The 25,218-nt window shown below is 71.3% G+C and carries 16 protein-coding genes and 1 pseudogene; 11 read left to right on the top strand and 6 right to left on the bottom strand.

What is annotated here, in order from left to right; translation table 11 throughout:
- Window positions 1–119: 119 nt before the first annotated feature.
- From ABZ342_RS37405 to ABZ342_RS37425, 5 genes are all read left to right on the top strand, one after another.
- Window positions 120–1,115, top strand: coding sequence for a LacI family DNA-binding transcriptional regulator (locus tag ABZ342_RS37405; RefSeq protein WP_155549934.1), 996 nt, complete (start codon window positions 120–122; stop codon window positions 1,113–1,115).
- Between the two features lie 539 nt (window positions 1,116–1,654).
- Window positions 1,655–4,534, top strand: a complete 2,880-nt coding sequence (locus ABZ342_RS37410; protein ID WP_360483449.1) for a glycoside hydrolase family 48 protein — start codon at window positions 1,655–1,657, stop codon at window positions 4,532–4,534.
- 10 nt (window positions 4,535–4,544) lie between these two features.
- A complete protein-coding gene (locus tag ABZ342_RS37415) occupies window positions 4,545–6,065 on the top strand; it encodes a cellulase family glycosylhydrolase (RefSeq protein ID WP_360483452.1) in 1,521 nt (506 codons plus the stop codon).
- Window positions 6,066–6,091: 26 nt separating this feature from the next.
- On the top strand, window positions 6,092–7,900 hold the full coding sequence (locus tag ABZ342_RS37420; RefSeq protein WP_360483455.1) for a glycoside hydrolase family 6 protein: 1,809 nt from the start codon (window positions 6,092–6,094) through the stop codon (window positions 7,898–7,900).
- An 82-nt stretch (window positions 7,901–7,982) separates the two neighbouring features.
- Window positions 7,983–8,744, top strand: a complete 762-nt coding sequence (locus tag ABZ342_RS37425; protein WP_155549718.1) for a hypothetical protein — start codon at window positions 7,983–7,985, stop codon at window positions 8,742–8,744.
- Here ABZ342_RS37425 and ABZ342_RS37430 read toward each other — a convergent pair.
- Complete coding sequence (locus ABZ342_RS37430) at window positions 8,741–9,265, bottom strand: GNAT family N-acetyltransferase (protein WP_155549719.1); 525 nt, start codon at window positions 9,263–9,265, stop codon at window positions 8,741–8,743. The genes ABZ342_RS37425 and ABZ342_RS37430 overlap by 4 nt on opposite strands.
- A gap of 120 nt (window positions 9,266–9,385) precedes the next feature.
- Window positions 9,386–10,657 carry an ABC transporter substrate-binding protein gene (locus ABZ342_RS37435; protein WP_360483459.1) on the bottom strand — a complete coding sequence of 424 codons (1,272 nt, stop codon included), beginning with the start codon at window positions 10,655–10,657 and terminating at the stop codon, window positions 9,386–9,388.
- A 137-nt stretch (window positions 10,658–10,794) separates the two neighbouring features.
- Here ABZ342_RS37435 and ABZ342_RS37440 point away from each other — a divergent pair, with 137 nt between their 5' ends.
- Complete coding sequence (locus ABZ342_RS37440; protein WP_360483462.1) at window positions 10,795–12,027, top strand: LacI family DNA-binding transcriptional regulator; 1,233 nt, start codon at window positions 10,795–10,797, stop codon at window positions 12,025–12,027.
- 23 nt (window positions 12,028–12,050) lie between these two features.
- Here ABZ342_RS37440 and ABZ342_RS37445 read toward each other — a convergent pair whose 3' ends face one another.
- Entirely contained in the window at window positions 12,051–13,112 is a 1,062-nt protein-coding gene (locus ABZ342_RS37445) for a lytic polysaccharide monooxygenase (protein ID WP_360483465.1), read from the bottom strand.
- 166 nt (window positions 13,113–13,278) lie between these two features.
- Here ABZ342_RS37445 and ABZ342_RS37450 point away from each other — a divergent pair, with 166 nt between their 5' ends.
- Both ABZ342_RS37450 and mgrA read left to right on the top strand, forming a co-directional pair.
- A complete protein-coding gene (locus ABZ342_RS37450; RefSeq protein ID WP_360483468.1) occupies window positions 13,279–14,472 on the top strand; it encodes an AGE family epimerase/isomerase in 1,194 nt (397 codons plus the stop codon).
- A 36-nt stretch (window positions 14,473–14,508) separates the two neighbouring features.
- The gene (gene mgrA / locus ABZ342_RS37455) at window positions 14,509–15,504 is read left to right on the top strand and encodes an L-glyceraldehyde 3-phosphate reductase (RefSeq protein WP_360483471.1); all 996 of its coding nucleotides are present in this window, start codon (window positions 14,509–14,511) and stop codon (window positions 15,502–15,504) included.
- On the opposite strand, the gene ABZ342_RS37460 is transcribed toward mgrA, so the two are convergent.
- On the bottom strand, window positions 15,501–16,652 hold the full coding sequence (locus ABZ342_RS37460) for a cellulose-binding domain-containing protein (protein ID WP_360483475.1): 1,152 nt from the start codon (window positions 16,650–16,652) through the stop codon (window positions 15,501–15,503). The two genes, mgrA and ABZ342_RS37460, sit on opposite strands and share 4 nt — an antisense overlap.
- A 423-nt stretch (window positions 16,653–17,075) precedes the next feature.
- On the opposite strand from ABZ342_RS37460, the gene ABZ342_RS37465 reads away from it, so the two are divergent.
- The gene (locus ABZ342_RS37465) at window positions 17,076–18,566 is read left to right on the top strand and encodes a cellulase family glycosylhydrolase (protein WP_360483478.1); all 1,491 of its coding nucleotides are present in this window, start codon (window positions 17,076–17,078) and stop codon (window positions 18,564–18,566) included.
- Between the two features lie 60 nt (window positions 18,567–18,626).
- Here ABZ342_RS37465 and ABZ342_RS37470 read toward each other — a convergent pair whose 3' ends face one another.
- Window positions 18,627–21,332 (bottom strand): cellulose binding domain-containing protein, encoded by a 2,706-nt coding sequence (locus ABZ342_RS37470; RefSeq protein ID WP_360483481.1) that lies wholly within the window; start codon window positions 21,330–21,332, stop codon window positions 18,627–18,629.
- Window positions 21,333–21,619: 287 nt separating this feature from the next.
- On the opposite strand from ABZ342_RS37470, the gene ABZ342_RS37475 reads away from it, so the two are divergent.
- Complete coding sequence (locus ABZ342_RS37475) at window positions 21,620–23,005, top strand: sugar porter family MFS transporter (protein WP_196425956.1); 1,386 nt, start codon at window positions 21,620–21,622, stop codon at window positions 23,003–23,005.
- A gap of 150 nt (window positions 23,006–23,155) precedes the next feature.
- Window positions 23,156–24,364: a GNAT family N-acetyltransferase gene (locus tag ABZ342_RS37480; protein WP_360483484.1), complete on the top strand. Its 1,209-nt coding sequence runs from the start codon at window positions 23,156–23,158 to the stop codon at window positions 24,362–24,364.
- A gap of 9 nt (window positions 24,365–24,373) precedes the next feature.
- Here the strand turns inward: ABZ342_RS37480 and ABZ342_RS37485 are convergent.
- A pseudogene (locus tag ABZ342_RS37485) lies at window positions 24,374–25,159 on the bottom strand (TIGR03619 family F420-dependent LLM class oxidoreductase); the annotation flags it as partial.
- Window positions 25,160–25,218 lie beyond the last annotated feature (59 nt).

Below are 25,218 nucleotides of genomic sequence, written 5' to 3' on the forward strand. Positions count from 1 at the left end.
GCGAGGAGCGCTCCCGGACATCGCCCTGCGTGACCGTTAAGCTGTCGGCGTCAGGGTGGTTGTGGTGAGTGAGGGCGGTGCCCGTGGGGCCTCGAGCAGGGGATGAAGAGCGGCCGACGCTGGAGGACGTCGCGGCGTTCGCCGGCGTGTCGCGGTCTACGGCGTCACGTGCGCTGAACGACGACGCCTACGTCAGCGCGGCGGCACGCGAGAAGGTCCTCGCCGCCGCCCGTGACCTGGGCTATTCCCCGAACCAGGCGGCTCGCTCCCTGGTCACCCGGCGCACCGGGGCCGTCGCCGTGGTCCTCTCGGAGCCCGAGGCCCGCCTCCTCGACGACCCGTACCGGACCGCCGTCATGCGGGCCGGCTACCGCGAGCTCGCCGACGTCGGCCGCCAGATGGTGCTCATCTTCAGCGACACGCGCGAGGACCTGAGCAAGACCGTCCGGTTCCTCGAGGGCGGCCACGTCGACGGCGCGCTCGTGTTCGCGCCGCACCGGGCCGATCCGCTGCCCAAGGCGCTGCGGCTGCTGCGCATCCCGGTGGTGTTCGGCGGGCAGGCGGCCGGCATCCGCCGCGGCGTGCACGTCGTCGACTTCGACAACGAGAGCGGCGCCCGGCTGGCGGTGGAGCACCTGGTCGCGTCCGGGCGGCGCCGGATCGGCACGATCGCCGGGCCGCAGGACCAGAGCGCCCCGATCGACCGGCTCGCCGGCTGGCGCAAGACCCTCCTGGACGCCGGGCTCGACCCCGCCGACCTGGCCGAAGAGGCCGACTTCACGCTGTCCGGCGGCGCGAACGCGATGTCCGCGCTGCTGGCCCGGCACCCGGACCTCGACGCGGTGTTCGTCGCGAGCGACATGATGGCGGTGGGCGCGCTGCGCACGCTGGACTCGGCGGGCCGCCGCATCCCCGAAGACGTCGCGGTGGTCAGCTTCGACGACAACGCCACGCTCGCCCCGGCGATGGACCCGCCCCTGACGTCGGTCCACCAGGACCCCCGCGAGCAGGTCCACGCGATGGTCGAGACGCTGATGCAGCTGCTCGACGACCAGAGCCTCAAGCCGCGCCAGCAGATCCTCCCGGTCTCCCTGGCGGTCCGCGCCTCGAGCTGACCCCCGTGTCGACTCCCCAATCACGCGTGTCGACCTCCTGATCACGCGTGTCGACCCTTGCCGCACGGACCGGTCGGCGAACTCGCGTGTCCCGAGGGTCGACTCGCGTGATCGGGGAGTCGACACGCGTGACTGAAGGGTCGACACGCGTGATTGCGGGGTCGACACGGTGGTGGGCACCGGTGGCTGGGAGCGATCCCGGCTGAGGTGCACGCCTTTGGCGCTAAACGGCGTTTCCTCGACACGGCGCGTGACCGTTCCGCTGGGCCGTTCGAGTGAGGTGGCGACCATCGGCCGCGGCTGTTCAGGAGTGTTCAGTGGGCCGGGCCGAGCCGGGAGCGTAGGTGTGACGTCTTCGTCCGCGGTGTCCTTCTGACTCGATTCTTTACATCCACGTTTCCGGCTGGCTACCGTCTGCGCCTGGAAGCGCTCCCAGATCGCTGGCTCCCTACGGACAAAGGAGTTCCGAAGCCATGCGTTCCTCCCCCCGATGGCGCCCTGTGCGCCGAACGCGCTGGTTACGCGGCCGCGCGCTGAGCATGGCCTCGGCCGTGGTCGCGTTCACCGCGGCGCTGGTCGTCCCCTCCTCGGCGCTCGCCGCCGACGTCGCCTGTTCCGTCACCTACACCACCAACGACTGGGACACCGGGTTCACCGCCAATGTCTCGCTGCGCAACGACGGCGCGCCGCTCGACAGCTGGAAGGTCGGCTGGACGTTCCTCGACGGCCAGAAGGTCCAGCAGGGCTGGAGCGCCACCTTCGCCCAGACCGGCGCCGCGGTCACCGCGACGAACCTCTCCTACAACGGCCACCTCGACACCGGTGCCAGCACGAGCTTCGGCTTCAACGGCTCGAAGGGCTCCGCCAACCGTCCGCCCGCCGACTTCTCCGTCAACGGCACCGCGTGCACCGGCGCCAACAAGGCCCCCACCGTCAGCCTGACGGCGCCGACGTCGTCCGGCACCTACTACGCCCCGGCCACCATCCCGCTCGCCGCCACGGCCGCCGACGCCGACGGCACGGTGAGCAAGGTCGAGTTCTACGCCGGCGACACCCTCCTGGCCACCGACACGGCCGCGCCGTTCGAGGGCAGCTGGGGCAGCGTCCCGGCCGGGACGTACTCGATCACGGCCAAGGCCTACGACAACAAGAACGCCTCCACGACGTCCAGCCCGGTGAGCGTGAAGGTCCTTTCCGGACCGACGATCGTCGCCACCCCGGCGACCGCGCAGGTCAAGCAGGGCGGGACGACGACGTTCGCCGTCAGCCTCGCCGGCGCGCCCACCGCGGCGGTCACCGTCGCGGTGGCCAGGACGGCGGGCAGCACCGACCTGACCGCGAGCCCCGCGAGCCTCACCTTCACGACGGCGAACTGGAGCACTCCGCAGAACGTCACCGTGCAGAGCGCCGACAACGGGGGAGCGCTGGGCAGCGCCACGTTCACCGCGAGCAGCAGCGGCTACACCGCGGCCACGGTGACGGTCAACGAGATCTCGTCGTCCACTTCGGACTACCAGCTCGCGTTCCTGACCCAGTACAACAAGATCAAGGACCCGAACAACGGCTACTTCCGCAAGTTCGGGAACATCCTGGTGCCCTACCACTCGATCGAGACGCTGATCGTCGAGGCGCCGGACCACGGCCACGAGACGACGTCGGAGGCGTTCAGCTACTACCTGTGGCTGGAAGCGTCCTACGGGCGGGTCACCGGTGACTGGGCCCCGTTCAACCAGGCCTGGACGTCGATCGAGACGTACGCGATCCCGTCCGCGGCCGACCAGCCGGGCAACTCCGGCTACAACGCGAGCAAGCCGGCCACCTACGCGGCCGAGTACCCGAGCCCGAAGCAGTACCCGTCGCAGCTGCAGTCCGGCGTGTCGGTCGGCGCCGACCCGATCGCGGCGGAGCTGAAGGCGGCCTACGGCTCGGCGGACGTCTACGGCATGCACTGGCTGCTCGACGTCGACAACATCTACAAGTTCGGCCACTGCGAGGACGGCACGAACACCGCGCCGGCGTTCATCAACACCTTCCAGCGCGGTTCGCAGGAGTCGGTCTGGGAGACGGTCACCCAGCCCAGCTGCGACATCCTGAAGTTCGGCGGCAAGAACGGCTACCTCGACCTGTTCACCGGCGACTCGTCCTACGCCAAGCAGTGGAAGTACACCGACGCGCCCGACGCGGACGCCCGCGCCGTGCAGGTGGCCTTCCAGGCCGAGAAGTGGGCCGGCGCGCAGGGCAAGAGCGCCGACGTCGCGGCCGTCGTGAAGAAGGCGTCGAAGATGGGCGACTACCTGCGGTACTCGCTGTTCGACAAGTACTTCAAGAAGATCGGCAACTGCGTCGGGGCGTCGACCTGCGCGGCGGGCACCGGCAAGGACAGCGAGCACTACCTCGTCTCCTGGTACTACGCCTGGGGCGGCTCGATGGACTCGTCCAGCGCCTGGGCCTGGCGCATCGGTGACGGTGCGGCCCACCAGGGCTACCAGAACCCGCTGGCCGCGTACGCGTTGTCGGCGGACCCGGGGCTGAAGGTCACCTCGGCGACCGGCGCGCAGGACTGGGCGACCAGCCTCGGCCGGCAGATGGAGTTCCTGCAGTGGCTGCAGTCGTCCGAAGGCGGGCTCGCCGGCGGCGCGACCAACAGCTGGGAAGGCCAGTACGGCACCCCGCCGTCCGGCACGCCGACGTTCTACGGGATGTTCTACGACCAGCAACCGGTCTGGCACGACCCGCCGAGCAACCAGTGGTTCGGCTTCCAGACCTGGGGCATGGAACGCATCGCCGAGTACTACCAGGCGACCGGCGACGCCCGCGCGAAGAAGATCCTCGACAAGTGGGTCCCGTGGGCGATCGCGAACACCACGGTCGGCGCGGGCGGGAGCTTCCAGATCCCGGCCGACCTGACCTGGAGCGGCGCGCCGGACACCTGGAACGCCACCAGCCCGGGGGCGAACACCGGCCTGCACGTCACGGTGAAGAACTACAGCAACGACGTCGGGGTCGCGGCCTCGCTGGCCAAGACGCTGCTCTACTACGCGTCGGGGTCGAGCAACGCCCAGGCGAAGACGGTCGGGGAGCAGCTGCTCACCGCGCTGTCGGCCAACACCGACACCAAGGGCATCGCGGTGCCGGAGACCCGGACGGACTACAACCGGTTCGACGACGCCTACAACGCCACCACGGACCAGGGGCTGTACGTGCCCACGGGCTGGACGGGCACGATGCCGAACGGCGACGCGATCAACTCCGGCTCGACGTTCGAGTCGATCCGGTCGTTCTACAAGAGCGACCCGCAGTGGCCGAAGGTCCAGTCCTACCTGGACGGTGGCGCCGCGCCGACGTTCACCTACCACCGGTTCTGGGCGCAGTCGGAGATCGCCACGGCGTTCGCCGCGCACGTCGCCCTGTTCGGCTGAAAGGCACTCGATGAAGCGACTGCTCGCCCTCGCGGTCGCCGCACTGGTCGGGGGCGCCGTTCTCACGGCGTCCCCGGCCACCGCGGCCCCCGCGGCTTCCGGTACCGGGACCGGCTACTGGCACGCGTCCGGTTCCCAGCTCGTCGACGCGACCGGCGCGCCGGTGCGGATGACCGGCGTCAACTGGTTCGGCGCCGAGACCGGCAACTACTCGCCGCACGGCCTGTGGAGCCGCAACTACAAGGACATGCTCGACCAGATGGCGGGCCTCGGCTACAACACGCTGCGGCTCCCGTACTCCAACCAGCTCTTCGACAGCGGTTCGAAACCGACCAGCATCGACGCCGTCCAGAACCCGGACCTGCAAGGGCTTTCCGGCCTCCAGGTGCTCGACAAGATCATCGCGTACGCCGGCACGAAAGGCATGCGCGTCATCCTCGACCAGCACCGGCCGGACTCCGGCGCGCAGTCCCCGCTCTGGTACACCAGCGCGTATCCCGAGAGCCGCTGGCTGTCGGACTGGACGATGCTCGCGCAGCACTACAAGGGCAACACCACGGTGATCGGCGCCGACCTGCACAACGAGCCGCACTCGATCCAGGGTGGCGGCGGCGCGTGCTGGGGGTGCGGCGACACCGCGACCGACTGGCGCCTGGCCGCCGAACGCGGGGGCAACGCCGTCCTCGCGGCCAACCCGGACTGGCTGGTCATCGTCGAGGGAGTCGACTGCGTCAGCGGCACCGGCGACCCGCAGTGCGGCTGGTGGGGCGGCAACCTCTCCGGCGCGCGGCAGTTCCCGGTGCGACTGTCCAAACCGGACAAGCTCGTCTACTCGGCCCACGAGTACGCGACGTCGGTGTTCGCCCAGCCGTGGTTCTCCGACCCGTCGTTCCCGGCGAACCTGCCGGCGCTCTGGGACCACTTCTTCGGCTACCTGCAGAAGCAGAACATCGCGCCGGTGCTGCTCGGCGAGTTCGGCACCACCCTCGCCGACCCGCGCGACAAGACCTGGCTGCAAGAGCTGATGAAGTACGCCGGCACCGGCACGACCGGGATGAGCTTCACGTACTGGTCGTGGAACCCCAACTCGGGTGACACCGGCGGCATCCTCAACGACGACTGGACGACGGTCAACCAGGCCAAGCAGGCGATCCTGCAGCCGTACCTGATCCCGCCCGTGGTCTCGGGTGGCGGGACGACGGATCCGCCGCCCGCGGTGAGCTGCGCGGTCACCTACCACGTCGACAACGCCTGGCAGGGCGGGTTCGTCGCCTCCGTGACGCTCAAGAACACCGGCACCTCGCCGCTGAAGACCTGGGCGCTCGGCTGGACCGTGCCGTCGGGGACGCAGATCACCGGTGGCTGGGGCGCCACCGTCACCCAGTCCGGGCAGCAGGCGACGGCCAAGGCGCCCACCTGGGCGCCGGACCTGGCCGGCGGCGCTTCGACGTCGATCGGCTTCCAGGCGACCGGCGCCTCGACCGGTAACCCGAGCGGCTTCGCCATCGGTTCCACCCCCTGCAGCGCCTGACCCGACAACACGAAGGAGCACACTCGATGAAGAGTGAATTCTGGAACCCGAAGAGGAAGGTGCGGCTCGCCGCGGCTTCCTCGGTGACGGCCGCCGCGGTCGTCGCCGGGCTGCTGGTGGCGGGCGGCAGCCCGGCGGTCGCCGCCACCGGCTGCAAGGTCACCTACGCGACCAACCTGTACGAGCCCGGGTTCACCGCGAACATCACGGTGACCAACCTGGGTGACCCGATCACGTCCGGCTGGGACCTCCAGTGGGACTTCGGCGGCAACCAGCAGGTCCAGCAGGGCTGGAGCGCGACGTTCACCCAGACCGGCAAGCACGTCAGCGCGAAGAACCCGTCCTGGGGCGCCACGCTGGGGACGAACGCCACCGCGAGCCTCGGCTTCAACGGCCAGTACTCGGGGTCGAACGCCGTCCCGACGTCGTTCACGCTCAACGGCGTCGTCTGCGACGGCAGCACGGGCGGCCCGTCGACCACGCCCACGACGCCGACGACCCCCACCACCCCGACCACGCCCACCACCCCGACGACCACGACCACGCCGCAGCCCGGCACCCACGTCGACAACCCGTACGCGGGCTCGAAGGGGTATGTGAACCCGGACTGGTCGGCCGAGGTGTCCGCCGCGGCCGCGGCCAAGGGCGGCACGCTCGGCGCCCAGATGGCGAAGGTGGCCAACACCTCCACCGCCGTCTGGCTCGACCGGATCGCGGCGATCGAGGGCACCTCGAGTGCCCGAGGCCTGCGCGGGCACCTCGACGCCGCGCTGAGCCAGGTGAGCGGTGGCACACCGGTGACGATCCAGATCGTCGTGTACGACCTGCCGAACCGCGACTGCGCGGCACTGGCGTCCAACGGTGAGCTGCAGGCCGGCTCGAACGGCCTGGCCCGGTACAAGTCCGAGTACATCGACCCGATCGCCTCGATCCTCTCGGACGCGAAGTACGCGCCGCTGCGGGTCGTCGCGGTCGTCGAGCCGGACTCGCTGCCGAACCTGATCACCAACACCGCGACGGCCAAGTGCGCCGAAGCGCAGTCCACCGGCGCGTACACCCAGGGCATCCAGTACGCGCTGAACAAGCTGCACGCGATCTCCAACGTCTACAACTACCTGGACATCGCGCACTCGGCGTGGCTGGGCTGGGACAGCAACTTCCAGCCGTTCGTGAACCTGGTCAAGCAGACGCTGCAGGGCACGACGGCCGGGGTGAACAGCATCGACGGCTTCATCAGCGACACGGCGAACTACACCCCGCTGACCGAGCCGAACCTGCCCGACTCGAGCCTCAACGTCGGCGGCCAGCCGCTGCGATCGGCGACGTTCTACCAGTGGAACCCGTACTTCGCCGAGGTGCCGTTCGCCACGGCGATGTACAACGCGTTCGTCTCCGCGGGCCTGCCGAGCGGCATCGGCATGCTGGTCGACACCTCCCGCAACGGCTGGGGCGGCTCGGCCCGGCCCAGCGGCGCCTCCGGATCCACTGTGGACGCCTACGTCAACTCGGGCCGGATCGACCGGCGGCTGCACCGCGGCAACTGGTGCAACCAGAGCGGTGCGGGGCTGGGCCTGCGGCCCACGGCCTCTCCCGCGGCGCACTTCGACGCCTACGTCTGGATCAAGCCGCCGGGTGAGTCCGACGGCGCGAGCTCGCAGATCCCGAACGACGAGGGCAAGGGCTTCGACCGGATGTGCGACCCGACCTACCACGGCAGCGACCAGGCCAACGGCGGCAACCTGACCGGCGCCCTGCCGAACTCGCCGCTGTCGGGCAAGTGGTTCCAGGCCCAGTTCGAAGAGCTGGTCCAGAACGCCTACCCGCCGGTTTCGTAAAAGGCTCCCGGGCCGGGCGGTGCCGCGCAGCCGCCGTCCGGCCCGGGTCTCCACCTGTCCCTTCGCAAGCAGAGGAGTTCGCATGAAGAACCGGCTACGGGCCACACTGGCGTCGTTCGGGGCCGCGAGCGTGCTGCTGTCCGGCGGCGTCGTGCTGACCGCCCCACCGGCCGCCGCCGACACGCAGCTGTGCGACAAGTACGGCTCGCTGCGCATCCAGAGCGGCAAGTACATCGTGCAGAACAACAACTGGGGCGACGACACGACCCAGTGCCTGTCGGTGTCCGCGAGTGGCTTCACGGTCACGACGGCGTCCCACAACCGTCCGACGAACGGGGCCCCGGGCAGCTACCCGTCCGTCTACGCCGGCTGCCACTACGGCAACTGCAGTTCCGGCAGCGGCCTGCCCCGCCAGGTCCGGTCGCTCGGCTCGTTGCGGTCCCATGTGGACTACACGACCGTCCAGGCGGGACAGTGGGACGCCGCCTACGACGTCTGGTACGACCCTTCGCCGAACCCGTCCGGGCAGAACACCGGCGCCGAGGTGATGATCTGGGGCAACCACCGGGGTGCCCCGCAGCCGGTCGGCAGCGTGATCGGCACCGCCCAGCTCGCCGGCGCGACGTGGACCGTCTGGTTCGGGAACATCGGCTGGAACGTGATTTCCTACGTCCGGAACTCCGGAACGGACAGCCTCGACGTGAACCTGTCCGACTTCACCAGGGACGGCGTGAACCGCGGCAAGATCAGCGACGCCTGGTACCTGACGAGCGTCCAGTTCGGGTTCGAGCCGTGGCAGGGCCAGACCGGGCTGGGCGTGCGCTCGTTCAGCGTGTCCGGCTAGAGGTCCTTGCGGAAGGACAGCCGGTCCAGGCCCGGCCCGTCGTAGTCGGGCTGGACCGGCAGTCCGCCGACCTCCTTCGGGCCCGCTTCGGTGACGAACCCCAGCCGGGTGTGGAAGGCGTGCGAACCCTTGTTCACCGGCGACGTGATGGCGCGGACGGTGCTGCGCCCGTGTGCGCGGCTGTAGGCGAAGAAGCGCTCGTACAGGGCGGCGCCGAGACCCTTGCCGCGCTCGGCGGGGTCGACGCCGACGAAGTGGATGTAGCTCTCGGCCGGCCGGGACGGCGAGAGGAACCCGATCAGGAACGCGACGATCCGGTCGTCCGCGGTCACCAGGAAGCTGCTGCCGGTGAAGTGCTGGAACATCAGCTTGGGCAGCAGGAGGGCCCGCTGGCGGGAGCCTTCGTCGCCGCCGAGCCCGCCCCACCACGTGTCGAGGACGGCGAGGACGGGCAGGTGGTCGTCCGGGCCGGGGTGCCGGACGCGGTGGCCCGCGAGCGGGGTGAGGTCGGGAGTCGTCATCGGGTCAGGGTGCCGGACCGGGGGAGTGGTGCGCGACCGCGTTTCGAACGGACACCGTGGCCGGTCCACTGTGTCCGGACCACAGACAGGAGACGCCGGGTGTCCACCCCTGGGAAAGTGTCACGGCACCACCTGGTGCACCCCGACGAGCACCTGCTGCCAGACGGCGGCCGGGTCGGCCCCCCGCTCGACCGCCTTGAGCGCGGGCGCGACGACCGTCTCCTGGATCTTGCCGTCGCCCGGGCCCTTGTACTGCGGCTTGCCGACCTTCCGGGCCTGGGCGACGAAGACCTGCCCGCTCAGCGCGCCGCCGAAGTAGCCGTTCATCTCGCTGAGCAGGTCGGGCGAGGTGAAGGCCTCGATCTGGCTGGGGAAGTTCCCGCTCGCCCGGAACGCGTGCAGCTGCTGCTCGGGCGCGGTCAGCCAGGCGGCGAGCGCGGCGGCCTCCTTCGGGTGTTCGCTCGCGGCCGGCACGGTCAGGTAGGAGCCGCCCCAGTTGCCGCCGCCGTCCGGGAACGCGTCGGTGATCGCCCACTTGCCGGCGTTGCCGAGCCCGGCCTGCTGCTCGATGACGCCGAGCATCCACGAAGGACAGACCTTCGTCGCGAAGGCGCCGATGCGCAGCCCGTTGTTGCCGTCGTCGGCGAAGGCGGTGAGCCCGGCCGACTGCCCCTGCTTCACGGCGGTGGTCACCTGGTCCCAGGCCTCCCGGAGCGCGGTGTTCGTCTCGAGCGTCGGGCGGTCTTCGCGGTCGAGGTAGCCGACCGGGAGCTGGTTGACCATGGCGTTGAAGTTCTGCGCCGCCGAGTCGAACCAGGCCTTCCCCTTGGAGCGCTTGACGTACTTCGCGCCGGCCTCGAAGTAGCTGTCCCAGGTCGCGAACATGGTCTTGACCGAACCGGGGTCGGTCGGCAGCCCGGCCGCCTCGAGGAGGTCCTTGCGGTAGCACATCGCGAGCGGGCCGATGTCCGTGCCGTAGCCGATCAGCTTGCCGTCCTTGCTGCGGCCCGCCTCGTACTTCCACTCCAGCCAGCGGCCCGGTTTGACGTCGGGCGGGCCGATCTCGGCCAGGTCGGCGAACTTCGCGGACTGGGCGAGGACGTCGGAGAGGTGGCCTTCCTCGACGGCCTGGACGTCCGCGAGGCCCTGCCCGCTCTGCAGCTTGCCCAGCAGGTCCTGGTGGTACGGGCCGCCCTGGTCGGTCTTGACCTGGCGGACGTCGATCCCGGGGTGGGTGAACCGGTACCCGGGGATCAGGTCGTCGTAGCCGAACTCGCCGAACGTCGCCAGGGTGAGCGTGATGCGCTCGGGCGTCGCCGGGCCGCAGCCGCCGGTGAGGACGAGCAGGACGACGGCGACGGCGAAGGCCAGCCGTCTTCGGATCAGCCTCATGCGTTGCCCCTCCGCAGATCACGCCCTCGTGATTGGGAGCGCTCCCGGACGGAGTGTTGTTTCCGGGGCCACCGGGTGTCAAGGTGCGCGACGGCGGGTGTCCGGGCGGACACGCTTGCGCACCGGGAAGGACGGCGATGAAGCGTCCGACGATCACCGACATCGCGCGCGAGGCGGGCGTGTCCAAGGGCGCGGTGTCCTACGCGCTGAACGGCCGCCCGGGCGTCTCGGAGGCGACCCGGCACCGGATCACGCGGATCGCGCGGGAGCTCGGGTGGTCCCCGAGCAGCACGGCGCGCGCCCTGTCCGGCGGCCGCGCCGGGGCGATCGGGCTGGTGCTCGACGGGCCGTCGGAGCTGGTCGTCCCGGCTCTGCTGGACGGGTTCTCCCAGGAGCTCCTGGTCCAGGTCGTGCCCGGCCGCGAGGCGGCGCTGGCGGTCCACCGCCGCTGGCGCGCCGAGCGCAAGGTGGACGGCGCGCTGCTCACCGGGCCGGGGTGCGCGGCGGAGCTGGTCCGGATCGGGCTGCCGGCGGTGGTGCTCGGCGGGCCGGGCGGCCTTCCGGGCGTGCCGTCGGTCCGCCTGGACGACACGGCGGGCGCGGCGGAGGCCCTGGAGTACCTGGCGGCGCTGGGACACCGGCACGTGGTCCGGATCGCGGGGGCGGCGGCGTTCACGGAGGAGGGGGAGCGCGGGAGGGCCTTCACGACCGAGGCCCGCCGGCTGGGGTTGACCGGCAGAGGGACCGCGGGTGCCGGTTCGGCGGGGACGCGGGGTTTCCCGGGTGCCGGGCTGCCGAACGTGGGTGCGGTCGATCGCGGCGGTCCAGCGACCGGCGGTTCGTGGGCCGCAGGCGGGCTTTTCGGTGCGGGACTTGCTGCCGGTTCGGGGGATCGCGGGGGTTCGGGCCGGGCCGCCGCCGGCCGAGACCTCCCCGGCGCGGATCCGGCCGTCAGCACAAGAATCCGTTCCGCAGCATCCCACGACCGCCTGGAATCCTGCGGAAACCGGTCCCGCCACCCCACCGTCCACATCGAACCCTCGCCGGACGCGCTCCGGCACATCCTGAGCGCTCGTCCCCGGCCCACCGCCGTTCTCTGCGACACCGACTCGCTCGCCGTCGCCGCGCTCGCCGCCGCTCGGGAGCTCGGGCTCGAGGTGCCCCGGGACCTCTCCGTTGTCTCCTGGGACGACTCCGCCCTCTGCAGCCTCGTCCGCCCCGCGCTCTCCGCGATCCGGCGTCCGCTGGTGGAGCTCGGCGGGCTCGCCGCCTCCATGCTGCGGGACCTCATCGCCGGGCAGGACGTCGGCGACGTCTGGGCCTCGCGACCGCGGCTGGTCACCCGCGGCAGCACCGGTCCCGCCCGCTGACGGGACCGGTGCCGCACCTTCGGTCAGGTGCCCTGGCAGGTCGGCGTCGGCTGAGCGGGGTTCGTCCCCGGCGCGTTCACCACCAGGCCGAACGTCGTCGAACCGTCGGGCGCCACCGCGCCGTTCCAGTCCGCGTTGCGGACCGACACCACCGAACCCGACTGGCTCAACGTCCCGTTCCAGACGCTGCCGATCGTCTGGCCCGCCGGCAGCGTCCAGCCCACCTGCCAGCCGCGGTAGGCGGCCGTGCCGTGGTTCATCACCGTCACCGTCGCCTGGTAGCCGCCGTTCCAGGCGTTGGTCACCTCGTACATCGCCATGCACGAGCCACCGCCCGACGGGGTGGTCGTCGGCGTCGTCGGCGTGGTCGTCGGGCTGCCCGGCTGGTGCACGCCCGTCACTTCGCCGTGCCCGCCGTCGAACGTGACGTCCGAGCAGCCGTAGAACGTCTCGGCGCTGTCGGAGCGCTTCCACACCGAATAGATGATGTGCCGCCCGGACTTGTTCGCCGGCAGCGCCCCGCTCCACTTGTACTGCCCGTCCACCGTGCCGACCTGGCCGGTCACCGGCGGGTGGTCGACGGTCAGGAACGGCTGGTCCTCCAGCGAGTCCCAGGTCAGCGGCTTCGACGGGTCCCAGCCGTCCTTCGTTACGTACGTGTAGAACCAGCCCGGGTGCGCGGCCCACGCGTTGTACGAGAAGTCGAACGTCGCCCCGGCGGTGAGGTGGGTCAGCGGCCAGTCGCCGACCTGGTCGAACCCGGCGTAGCCCGGGTTCCCGCCGGAGCACAGCTTCCCGTCGTCGATGAAGCCGCGCGTGCGGCCGGCGCCGTCGGAGCGCAGCACGGCGAACCAGTTGTACAGCGAATTGGCGCCGCTGGTGTTCACCGCGGACTGGCAGGCCGGGTTCTGCGGGATGATCTGGCCGGTCGAGCTGAGCCCGTCCTGCCAGCACAGGAACGTCCGGCTGCCCGGTTTCATCATGGCCCCGTGCGCTTCGGCCGTGCCGGTGTTCAGCAGGATGACCGTCAAGCTCGCCAGCAACACGGTGACGGCGGCGAGGATCGTACTTCGTCTCCTGGTCACGTCTGTCCCTTCGTCGGGTAGCGTGCGTCGAAGACTGGGAGCGCTCTCACGATCAGGATACGCGGTGGGGGTCGCTTCCGGAATCCCGCGGTGACGACCGGCGGTGCCGTGGCCTACCTTGGCGGAGGGAGCCGATCACCGGGCCGGCCGTGGAGAAGGGCAGAGAGTGGACAGTCCGTCATCGGTTCCCGCCTGGGTGCGCGCCGAACCCGCGCGGCTCCTCGGCTTCGCCGCCGACGCGGCCCACCCCGCCGGCGGCTTCGCCTGGCTCGACGACGCCGGGCGGCCGGTCCTCGACCGGCCCGTCGAAACCTGGATCACCTGCCGGATGACGCACGTCTTCGCGCTGGCCCAGCTCCAGGGCGCGGCGACCGCGGCGCAGGTCGCACACGGCGTCGAAGCGTTGACCGGCGTCCTGCGCGACCCGGACCACGACGGCTGGTACGCGACGACAACGTTGTCAGAAAAGCGCGCCTACGAACACGCCTTCGTCGTGCTGGCGGCGTCGAGCGCGGTCGCCGCCGGTGCCGAGGGCGCGGAACCGCTGCTCGCCGAAGCGCTGGAAGTGGTCGAACGCCGCTTCTGGGAGCCGGGCGCGGGCCGCGTCGCCGACGTCTGGGACCGCGGCTGGACGCACCTGGAGGACTACCGCGGGGCCAACGCCAACATGCACACGGTCGAGGCGTTCCTGGCCGCGGCCGACGTCACCGGCGACCGGGTCTGGGCGACCCGCGCGCTGTCCATTGTGGACCACCTGGTGCACGGCGAAGCCCGCGCGCACGGCTGGCTGCTCCCGGAGCACTACGACGCGGGCTGGCACGTCGAGCTGGAGCACAACCGGGCCGAGCCCGCCCATCCCTTCCGGCCGTTCGGCGCCACCATCGGCCACCTCTTCGAGTGGGCGCGGCTGGCCGTGCACCTCAAGCGCGCGCTCGGGGCGGACGCGCCGGAGTGGTTGGTCCCGGACGCCGAGGCGCTGTTCGCGACGGCCGTCCGCCACGGCTGGGCCGTCGACGGCCGCCCGGGATTCGTCTACACCACCGACTTCGCCGGGAAGCCGGTCGTGCGCACCCGCCTGCACTGGGTCGTGGCCGAGGCGATCGCCGCCGCGTGGACGCTCCACCAGGAGATCGGCGACCTGGCCTACCTGGACCGGTTCCGCGAGTGGTGCGACCACGCCGAAGCTTGTTTCGTCGACCGCGAACTCGGTTCGTGGCACCACGAGCTGGACCCCGAGAACCGCCCCGCGGCGGCGGTCTGGGCGGGGAAACCGGACATCTACCACGCCTACCAGGCGACCCTCCTGCCCGCGTTGCCGGCCGCCGCGTCGTTCGCCGGCGCGGTGATCACCCACGGCTAGACTGCGCGCGAGACCCCCACGCCGACGAGGAGAACCATGTCGCCTTACGCCGCCGCCGAAGACCGGTACGCGGGCATGCCGTACCGGCGGGCCGGGCGCAGCGGGCTGAAGCTGCCCGCGGTGTCGCTGGGCCTCTGGCACAACTTCGGGGACGACAAGCCCCTCGACGTCCAGCGCGCGGTGCTGCGCCGGGCGTTCGACCTCGGCGTGACGCACTTCGACCTGGCCAACAACTACGGCCCGCCGCCCGGCGCGGCCGAGGCGAACTTCGGCAGGCACTACGCCGCCGACTTCCGCCCGTACCGCGACGAGATCCTGGTGTCGTCCAAGGCCGGCTACCTGATGTGGGACGGCCCGTACGGCGAGTGGGGCTCGCGCAAGAGCGTCCTGGCCAGCCTGGACCAGAGCCTCGCGCGCACCGGCTTGGACCACTTCGACGTCTTCTACTCCCACCGCCCGGACCCGGAGACGCCGATCGAGGAGACCATGGGTGCCCTCGACACCGCGGTCCGGTCCGGGAAGGCGCTGTACGCGGGCATCTCCAACTACTCGCCGGAGCAGACCACGGCCGCGCTGGCCGCGTTGCAGGAGCTCGGCACGCCGCTGCTGATCCACCAGCCGTCCTACTCGATCCTGAACCGCTGGGTGGAGGACGGCCTGCTGGACACCCTGGACGAGCACGGCGTCGGCTCGATCGCGTACTCGCCGCTGAGCCAGGGCCTGCTGACCGACCGCTACCTCGACGGCGTCCCCGCCGACTCGCGGGCGGCCGGCGCCAGCCCGTTCCTCACGACGGACCGCCTCACCGAGGAGACCCTGGCGACGATCCGCGCGCTGAACGACGTCGCGAAGCGGCGCGGGCAGACGCTGGCGCAGCTGGCCATCGCCTGGGTGCTGCGCCGCGGCCGCGTGACCTCCGCGCTGATCGGGGCCAGCAGCGTCGCCCAGCTCGAGAACACCGTCGCGGCGACCGCGAACCTGGAGTTCTCCGACGACGAGCTGGCCGAGATCGACCGGATCGTCTCCGCCTAGCAGCCGATCCTGGTGCTGCCCACGGCCACGTCGTCGAACCAGAGCGTGTCGGCGTCGGAGCCGTAGCTCTCCCAGCCGAGCCGCAGGTCGGTCACCGCCGGGTGCCAGGCCCGGCCGAGCCACTGCTGGTCGACGTCGGGGGTGGGCACGCCGTCGACGACGAGCCCGGGCACCTCGGCCGACCCCAGCCACGTCCGCAGCTGCCCGGCGGCGCCGTCGATCTCGAACTCGAAGCAGGACCAGGTGCCGGTCGGCAGCGGGACGCTCTGGGCGACGCCGGCCGGGCTCTGCGCGGGCAGCGTCGCGTCGTCGGACTCGCGGTTCCACTGCAGGGCCCGGTTCTGCCCGCCCGCGCGCAGGTCCCGGCCGCCGTCCGCGGTGTCGCGCAGCGCCAGGAACGTGACGTGCCCGGCGGGCAGCGGGGTCGTGTGGCGGACCCAGAACCGGCCGTACAGCACACCGGAGCCGGGCACGCTCGTCCCGAAGAACGCGTGGTTGCAGTAGTTGCCACCGCCGGCCACCTTCACCGAGCGGGTGCCCGCGTGCGCGACCGCGGTGTCGACGGTGACCGTGCCGGTGCCCTGGCAGTTCGCCGCGCCGACGGTCCACCGGCCGGCCGGGACGGTGCCCGTCTGCTGTTCGAAGTCGTCGCAGAACGTCGCGGCCCCGCACCCGGCGGGCGGTGGCGCGGACGTGGTGGTCGTCGGTGTCGTAGGAGTCGTCGGTGTCGTCGTCACCGGGGGAGCGGTGTCCCCGCACGCGACGCCGTTGAGCGCGAAGTCCGCGGGCTCGGCGTTGGTTCCGCTGAAGGTGCCCTGCAGGCCGAACGAGACGGTGCCGCCGGCGGGCAGCGCGGCGTTGTAGGGCAGGCTCTCCGCGGTGACCGCGGCACCGGACTGGCGGACGGTCGCGTTCCAGGCCGACGTCACGGACTGGTTCCCGGAGTAGTGCCAGGTGAGCGCCCACGAAGTGAGCGCGGTGGCGCCGTTCGTCACGGTGATCTCGGCGGTGAACCCGGTCTGCCACTGGTTGACGCGGTAGCCGACCTCGCACGCCGGTGCGGCGGCGGCCGGTCCGGCCGCGACGACCGCGGTGGTGCCGGCGGCCGCGAGGCAGAGTCCGGCGAGGGCGGCGGCGAACCTGTGCATCGGGGCCTCCCGGGGACGCGGACAGGGGCGCCGCGGCTCGCGCCACGGCGCCCCTGGGTGGTGGCCGCGTTCTGATGAGGCGACCTGGCATGGGAGCGCTTCCAGCCGCCGGAAAGGTAACCCCGGTGTGTCGTCGTTGTAAAGCGCGACCCGGACGCGAGCCGACCCGGTGGTCCGTTTTCCGGTGCGTCGATCGTGGTCGAGGGCAACTGAACACTCCTGAACGGCCGAAGCCGTTGGGAGGCAGTGCATCCCGTGGTCGCGCTGTGCCACCGGCCGGTGGGCCCCGACGCCGCCGTTGGAGTGGATTCCGGGAATTCCTGCCCAAGATCACGGCGGGGTTTACAGCGCCTCGGGCAGCCGGGTACTGTCCAGCGCTGCTGGGAGCGCTCTCATGACTGTTCAGGATCAAGGGAGTGATCGATGCGTTCCGGACCAGCACTGCTCGGCGCCGTCACCGCGCTCGCCGTCGTCGGGGCGACGACGGCGTTCACGCTCGGCACACCATCACCCGCTTCGGCGGCGACGGCCTGCGAGGTCGGCTACACGGTGAACGACTGGGGAAGCGGTTTCACCGCCAACCTCAGCCTGAAGAACCTCGGCACGGCGCCGCTGTCCGGATGGCGGATCAGCTACGCCTACACCGGGAACCAGCAGCTCCAGCAGGGCTGGAACGGCACGTGGACGCAGTCCGGCAAGACCGTCACGCTCACCCCGGCGACCTGGAACGGCACGATCGCCCCGAACGCGTCGGTCACCGCCGGCGCCAACTTCGGCTACAGCGGGGCCAACGCGGCACCGACGTCGTTCAGCGTGAACGGCGAACCGTGCGGCGGCACCCAGCCGCCGACCACCACCCCGACCACCCCGACCACCACCACGTCCACGCCGCCGCCGAGCGGTGCGCCCCAGCTGCACGTCTCGGGCAACCGGCTGGCCGACGCCGCGGGCACCCCGGTGACCCTGCGCGGGGTGAACCGCTCGGGTGGCGAGTTCGCCTGCGTGCAGGGCAACGGCCTCTTCGACGGCCCGATGGACGCCGCCTCGGTCGCCGCCATCAAGAGCTGGCACGCGAACGTCGTGCGCGTCCCCTTCAACGAGGACTGCTGGCTGGGACTGTCCGACGTGGACCCGCGGTACGCCGGCGCCACCTACCGCGCGGCGATCAAGTCCTATGTGGACCTGCTGCACGACAACGGCCTGGTCGCGATCCTCGACCTGCACTGGACGCACGGCGTCTACACGGGAAACTCGTCGGCGTGCAGCGACGTCAACGCCACCTGCCAGAAGCCGATGACCGACACCGAGCACTCAGTGGACCTGTGGACCTCGGTCGCGACCACGTTCAAGGGCGACAACGCCACGATCCTCGACCTGTTCAACGAGCCCTACCTCGACCGCGCGGTGTCCGGCTCGGCCCAGGCGTGGACGTGCTGGCGTGATGGCGGCTCCGCGTGCTCCGGCATCGGCTACCCGGTGGCGGGCATGCAGACGCTGGTGAACGCCGTGCGCGCGACCGGCGCCACCAACGTCATCATGCTCGGCGGTCTCGCCTACTCCAACGACCTCACCGGCTGGCTCCAGTACAAGCCAAGCGACCCGGCCGGCAACCTGGCCGCGTCCTGGCACTCGTACAACTTCAACACCTGCAGCTCGTCGTCCTGCTGGGACAGCCAGCTCGCGCCGGTCGCCGCCGCGGTGCCGCTGGTGGCCGGGGAGATCGGCGAGAACGACTGCGCGAGCGGCTACGTCACCGGCCTGATGGACTGGCTCGACCGGCACCAGGCGTCCTACCTCGGCTGGACCTGGAACACCTGGAACTGCAGCACCGGCCCGGCCCTGATCTCGGCCTACGACGGCACACCGACGGCGTTCGGCGCGGGCATCCGCGCCCACTTCCTCGCGGCCGGCTGACGGGACCGGGCGTGGGGGGCGGGGCGGCGGATCCTTCCGCCGCCCCGTTCCCGTTCCTCGTCAGGACGTGGTGCAGGCCCTGCCGTTGAGGCTGATCACGGACGGCTTCGTATTGGTGCCGCCGGACGTCCCGGTGAAGCCGAACTCCGCGCTGCCGCCCGCCGGGATCGTCCTGTTCCACCCCGCGTCCACCGCGGACACCGCCACGCCGGCCTGCGTCACCTGCGCGTTCCAAGCCTGCGACACGCGCTGGCCGTCGGCGAACGACCAGGTGACCGTCCAGCCGTCCACCGGCACGGCTCCGGTGTTCCCGACCTTCACCCCCGCCTGGAAACCGCCCTGCCACTGGTTCGTGACGGTGTAGGCCGCCGTGCACGACGAAGACGGCACCGGAGTGGTCGTGGTCGTGATGGGCGGGGAAGAAGTGGTCGTCGTCGTGGGCGGCGGCTGGTCACCGGAAGACTCCCCGACGATCACACCCCGCCCGTTCGTCCCCACGTACACCCGCCCGAACACCCGCGGATCCCCGCTCAGCGCCGCCCCGATGTTGCCGTACTGGTGCTGATCGTCATTGACCCGCGTCCACGACACCCCCGCGTCATCCGACCGGAAGATCCCACGCACCCCACCGATCTTCGCGATGGTGTATAACGCCGAATACGTCCGGCCGGGAGCGGCTTTGCCGAACCCGATGTTGTCGGCTTCGGCGACCCCGCTCAGCTTCGTGAAAGACGCTCCGGAATCGGTCGAGTGCCAGAGGCCGTACGTCGTGCCGGAGCCGCCGGCCAGCCAGACGTCGCCGGTCTTGCCCGGCATCGCCTTGAAGTGCACCGAAGCGCTGGGCAGCCCGGTCGCCGCGGTCGCGGTGAACGTCGCGCCGCCGTCGGTGCTGAGGTAGAACCGGCCGGCCGCGAAGCCGTAGAACCGCTTCGGGTTCACGCGGTCGGCCTCGACCACCGCGCCCGCCGGGATGCCGGCCGACGCCGTCCACGACGAGCCGAAGCCCACCGAATAGCTGACCGCGCTGCCGTCCGGGCTCCACACGAACCGGCTGCCGTCGGCGGCCGCGGCCACCGTCCCGCCGCTCGCGCCGCCGCCCGGTTCGGCGCCCTGGAACCAGTTCCTGCCGCCGTCGGTGGAGAAGGCGATCCGGTTGTCGGTCGGCCGGGCGCTCCGGTCGAGCGTGCCGGTGCGGACGATCGTCGCCGGGTTCAGCTCGGCGTAGTCCAGGCTGGTCGTCGTCGTGAAGACCGGCGAGGTGAACATGGTGGCCGGGACGGCGTCGAGGCTGTCGTGCCGGAACCCGCCGATGTCGCCGAGGCCGGAGATCAGCGGCGCGCCCGCGGGCGGGCTGATCAGGTCGAGGACCGCGGTCTCCTCGAGGCCGCCGACGTCGGGCTTGATCGTGATCTTCCCGCCGCTGTCCCACTTCGTCAGGTCGGAGGTGCCGTAGACGGTCGCGCCGGTGCCGTAGAGCAGGTGGTTCGAGTCGAACGGGTCGATCTCCACCGACTCGGTCATCCAGCCGAGCTTGGGCGAGGGCACCGGGGGAGCGGCCTGGACGCCGAAGGTCAGCCACGGCACGGAGGAGATGTCCTGCGTGTAGCGCAGCGACCGGTCGGGGTAGCTCGTGAAGTCCCAGATCCGGGTCCAGGTGGTGCCACCGTCGGTGCTGCGGAAGAAGATCACGTCCGGCCACCACGACACCTGGGTCGCGACCATCAGCGTGTTCGGGTGCTGCCGGTCGATCGTCAGGCCGCTGTAGCCGAAGTAGTCGTCGGCGCTGTCGGAGGCGATCGGGCTGATCCGCGTCCAGGCGCCGGTCTTCGTGGCGTACTTCCAGACGTCGCCCTTCGCGCCGTCGTACGGGCCGCCGGTGTCGCTGGTCGCGAGGTAGAGGTAGCCGCCGGTCGCGTCGAGGACGCCCTTGTGCGCCAGGAATCCGGTCGGCTGGCCCGCCAGCCGCGCCCACGTGGTGCCGCCGTCGGTGCTGCGGTAGACGGTGTTCGCCTTGTCCGCGACGCCGACGTAGATGGTCTGCGTGGTGCTGCCGCGGGTGCCGGTCGACGGGTCGAACGTCACCCACGTGACGCCTTCGTTGTCGCTGGAGTAGCCGGACGGGTCGCCCGGGTCGGGCGCGTAGTTGCCCGGGTTGGGGAAGGCGGTCACCTTCGCCCACGTGACGCCGGAGTCCGTGCTGCGCCAGAGCCCGTTGCCGCTCGGGGCGCCGAGGTAGAGGACGCTGTCGCGGTTCGGGTCGATCGCGAGCCGTTCGCCCATGCCGCGGCCGGGCATGTTGCCGCCGAGCTTGAACGGCAGCGCCGACGCCTGCCAGGTGGCGCCGCGGTCGGCCGAGCGCAGGACCGCGCCGGTGTTCGGGTCCCAGCTGTTGGTGTACATCCCGGCCGCGGCGTAGACCCGGTTCGGGTCGACGGGGTCGGTGGCCAGGCTGACCACGCCGTTGTGGCCCCAGTCGGTCCAGCCGACCGAGTCCAGCAGCGGGATCCAGCGCCCGGTGGCGGCGTCGCGGCGGTACGCGCCGCCGATGTCGGTGCGAGCGTAGGCGAGGCCGGGCTCGGCCTGGTTGAAGACGATGCCGGGGACGAACCCGCCGCCGCCGATCTCCGCGTTGCGCCACGTGTACGGCGCGGGGGCGGCGGGGGACGCCGGCGCGGCGGCGACGGTGACCGCGATGGCGGCCGGCACGACGAAGGCGAGCGTGCCCGCCAGCAGTCGTCTCGGTGATCGGGAACGCGTGCTACGCACGTCTGCCTCCACAGGTTGTCTCGACAATTCTGGGAGCGCTTCCAGAGTGACCGTAAACCAGGGATCATGCCTGGTCAAACGCTTCGACGATTTCACCGGAGTGGTCTGTCCACAGTGGATTGAATGCCGCAGGGGAACGAGGGACGTTGCGCGCCAATCGGTATCACATATGTGAACGTCGATCACGTTTCTGAATCGTTACCAACGACTGTCTTGCCCGGCTTTTTCCGGCGTGTGAGTGTGGTGGCCGCTGGCTGGACTGGACCTACGAAAGAGGCGACCCGGCAATGACGCAGACAGCCCCGGCGCGGCACATCAGCCGAACCACCTTGTACTTCTTCGGCGCGCTCGGCGGCATCTTGTTCGGCTACGACCTCGGCGTGATCTCCGGGGTGCTCCCGTTCATCGGGAAAGCCTGGTCGCTGACCGCCTGGGACAAGGGCGTGATCACCGCCAGCCTGTCGGTCGGTGCCATCGTGGGTGCGCTGTTCTCCAGCCGCATCAACGAAGCGCTCGGCAGACGGCGCACCATCATGGTCGCCGCGGCGATCGTCATCGTGGGCACGCTGGCGGCGAGCTTCTCGCCGACGTTCGCGCTGCTCGTGATTTCGCGGCTGGTGATCGGCCTCGGCATCGGCCTTTCGTCGTCGACCGTGCCGACGTACCTGTCCGAACTGGCGCCCGCCCGGTTGCGGGGCGCGATGGGCGCGCTGAACCAGATCTTCATCGTGCTCGGCATCCTGATCGCGTTCCTGACCAGCTACTGGCTCGGGCCGATTTCCGCGTGGCGCTGGATGTTCGCCGGCGCGATCGTGCCCGCCGTGATCCTGCTCATCGGGCTGGCGTTCCTGCCGGAGACGCCGCGCTGGCTGCTCAAGAACGGTCAGGAAGAGGAAGCCCGGCGGGTCCTGGCGAGCGCGCACGGTAACACCGTGAACCTCGACGACGAGATCGCGACCATCCGCGAGGTCATCCAGATGGACACCGAGGCCAAGCCCCGGTTCCGTGACCTGTTCTCGGGCTTCGTCCGGCCGATGATGATCGTCGCCATCCTGCTCGCGGTGGGCCAGCAGTTCAGTGGCGTCAACGCGATCAACGCGTACTTCCCGACGATGCTGATCGGCCTCGGGTTCGCCACGCAGGCCGCGCTGCTGTCCGGCGTGCTGCTCGGTGTCACGAAGTTCCTGTTCACCGCGTGGGTCGTGTTCGTGGTGGACCGCTGGGGCCGCAAGCCGCTGCTGCTCATCGGCAACGTGATCATGGTGATCACGCTGGTGGCGGCCGGGCTCGTCGTGCTGAACGTCCACGACACCAGCACCCGCGGCATCCTGATGCTGGTCATGATGGTGCTGTACCTGGTCGGGTACGAGCTCGGCTGGGGCGCGGTCGTCTGGGTGATGATGGCCGAGGTGTTCCCGCTGAAGTACCGCGCGGCCGGCATGGGCGTCAGCAGCGTCGTCCTCTGGGCGGCGACCGGCATCGTGAGCGCGGTGTTCCCGCTCATCTCCGCCGCGGGCTCGCTCGGCATCGGCGGTTCGATGTTCCTGTTCGCCGGCATCAACGTGGTCCTCTTCGTGCTCACGAAGTGGCTCGTGCCGGAGACGAAGGGGCGCTCGCTGGAGCAGATCGAGCTCGACCTCCGGGCGCGGCAGGGGGTCGCGGCCAAGAGCTGACCCCGGGGGGTCGCCGCGGCGGGGCACGACGGTGACGTCGTGCCCCGCCGCTTTGGTCCCTAAATCGCTTGCCCCGGCGGCGGGGCACCGCTGCACTGTGTCCGGGCACGACGAGCCCGGACACGACGACGCCGGGAGGCCGCAGCACCGATGGAGATCCGCCTCACGACCCCGCAGGATCGCGACGTCTTCGTCGACACGCTCTTCGCCGCGTTCGGGCGCTTCCCGGAACCCCCGGGCGAGGGCGGCCGGGTCTGGTCGGCGCTGGAAATGGACCGCGCCCTGTTCGCCGTGACGCCGGACGGCCGGCGGGTCGGCACCGCGGCCGCGTACTCCTTCGAGCTGACCCTGCCCGGGGCGGTCCCCGTCCCGGCCGCCGGCGTGACCGCCGTCGGCGTGCTGCCGTCGCACCGGCGGCAGGGCGTGCTCACCGCGATGATGCGGCGCCACTTCGCCGACGTACGGGCGCGCGGGGAGTTCCTCTCCGTGCTGCTGTGCAGCGAGGCCGTGATCTACCGCAGGTTCGGCCACGGGCCGGCGACCACCACGCACCGGCTGACGGTGCCGCGTCATCAGGCCGCCTTCGCCGTCCCGCGGGCCGAGGCCGCCCCGGTGCCCGGCTCGATCGAGGTGCTGCGGCGGGACGGGTGCGGCGGGATCCTGGAGGACGTCTACGACCGCTACCGCCGGGTCCGCCCGGGTGCGCTGTCGCGGCCGCACCACTGGTGGGAGCGGGGTGCGGGGCGGCCGCCGGTCGCCCCGGCGCCGCGGTACGTCGCCGTCCACCGCGATGCCGGCGGCGTCCCGGACGGCTACGCCACGTACCTGCTCGAAGGCGCCGGTACCTTGACGGTCGACGAGACGATCGCGAGCGACGACGCGGTCGCCACGGCCCTGGCCCGGTTCCTGCTCGGCCACGACCTGGCCACGGAGGTGGTCTTCCGGCAGTGCCCGCCCGAGCACCCGCTGCGGTGGCAGCTCGCCGACGTCCGCGCCGCGCGGGCGAGCGACGAGACGGACTGGCTCTGGGTGCGGTTGCTCGACGTCCCGCGGGCGCTGACCACGCGCGGCTGGGCGGCCGACGGCGAGCTCGTCCTGGACGTCGACGACCCGTTCCTCGGCGAGCGGGCGCGTCATCTGCTGACCGTGCGGGGCGGCGAGGCCGAGTGCGTCCCGACGGACCGGGAGCCCGACCTGTCCCTGGACGTGAGCGACCTGGGTTCGGTGTACCTCGGCGGGACGGCTCCGAGCACGCTGGTGCGGGCCGGGCACGTCCGGGCGCACCACCCGGCCGCGGCGGCCGCCGCCGACGCGCTCTTCCGCGCCGAGCGGCCGCCCCACTGCCTGCACTGGTTCTGAGCGGGATCTTCAGACGGCGGGGGAGACCGCCAGGCCGAGCTTGCCGGCCAGCCGGCCGATCCAGGCCTCGACCTCGTCCGGCTCGCGGTCCGGCAACCCGAAGATCGTCTCGGTGACCCCGAGGGAATCCAGGTGCGCCAGGCGGTCCCGGTCGGGCCGTTCCCCGAGCGCGCAGATCCGCGGCGCCCCCGAACGGCCCTCGGCGAGCCAGATCTCCTTCAGCAGAGCCACGTGCCCGTCGAGGTCGGAGTCGGCCGGGGTCGTGATCCAGCCGTCCGCGTGGCGGGCGATCCAGCGGAACGTCTTCTCCGTCGGGCCCGCGCCGAGCAGCACCGGGATGTGCGCCTGGATCGGCTTGGGCCACGCCCAGCTCGGGCCGAACGAGACGAACTCCCCGTCGTAGGAGGCTTCTTCGGAGGTCCACAGCGCGTTCATCGCTTCGAGGTACTCGCGCAGCGCGGTGCGGCGGCGGTTGCCCGGGACGCCGTGGTCGGTCAGCTCGTCGACGTTCCAGCCGAAGCCCGTCCCGAGCGTCACGCGGCCGCCGGAGAGGTGGTCGAGGCTCGCGATGGTCTTGGCGAGCGTGATCGGGTCGCTCTCCACCGGCAGGGCCACCGCCGTGGACAGCCGGATCCGCGTCGTCACCGCGGCCGCCGTCGCCAGCGCCACCCACGGGTCGAGCGTGCGGCTGTAGCGGTCGTCGGGCAGCGACGCGTCGCCCGTGCGCGGGTGCGGTGACTCGCGCTTGACCGGGATGTGGGTGTGCTCTGGCACGTAGAAGGTGGCGAACCCGGCGGGACAACAGCACCCGCGAGCCCTCCGGCAGGTCGCACGGCTCCGCCGACAGGTTCACC

Source organism: Amycolatopsis sp. NPDC005961 (genome assembly GCF_040629235.1).
GTDB classification, from domain to species: domain Bacteria; phylum Actinomycetota; class Actinomycetes; order Mycobacteriales; family Pseudonocardiaceae; genus Amycolatopsis; species Amycolatopsis camponoti.

Coding starts and splice junctions, on each gene's coding strand:
- ABZ342_RS37410 (WP_360483449.1), top strand. CDS start 1,655: ATGGCCTCGGCCGTGGTCGCGTTCACCGCGGCGCTGGTCGTCCCCTCC.
- ABZ342_RS37465 (WP_360483478.1), top strand. CDS start 17,076: ATGCGTTCCGGACCAGCACTGCTCGGCGCCGTCACCGCGCTCGCCGTC.
- ABZ342_RS37420 (WP_360483455.1), top strand. CDS start 6,092: ATGAAGAGTGAATTCTGGAACCCGAAGAGGAAGGTGCGGCTCGCCGCG.
- ABZ342_RS37460 (WP_360483475.1), bottom strand. CDS start 16,652: ATGCACAGGTTCGCCGCCGCCCTCGCCGGACTCTGCCTCGCGGCCGCC.
- ABZ342_RS37415 (WP_360483452.1), top strand. CDS start 4,545: ATGAAGCGACTGCTCGCCCTCGCGGTCGCCGCACTGGTCGGGGGCGCC.
- ABZ342_RS37480 (WP_360483484.1), top strand. CDS start 23,156: ATGGAGATCCGCCTCACGACCCCGCAGGATCGCGACGTCTTCGTCGAC.
- ABZ342_RS37440 (WP_360483462.1), top strand. CDS start 10,795: ATGAAGCGTCCGACGATCACCGACATCGCGCGCGAGGCGGGCGTGTCC.
- ABZ342_RS37430 (WP_155549719.1), bottom strand. CDS start 9,265: ATGACGACTCCCGACCTCACCCCGCTCGCGGGCCACCGCGTCCGGCAC.
- mgrA (WP_360483471.1), top strand. CDS start 14,509: ATGTCGCCTTACGCCGCCGCCGAAGACCGGTACGCGGGCATGCCGTAC.
- ABZ342_RS37435 (WP_360483459.1), bottom strand. CDS start 10,657: ATGAGGCTGATCCGAAGACGGCTGGCCTTCGCCGTCGCCGTCGTCCTG.
- ABZ342_RS37425 (WP_155549718.1), top strand. CDS start 7,983: ATGAAGAACCGGCTACGGGCCACACTGGCGTCGTTCGGGGCCGCGAGC.
- ABZ342_RS37475 (WP_196425956.1), top strand. CDS start 21,620: ATGACGCAGACAGCCCCGGCGCGGCACATCAGCCGAACCACCTTGTAC.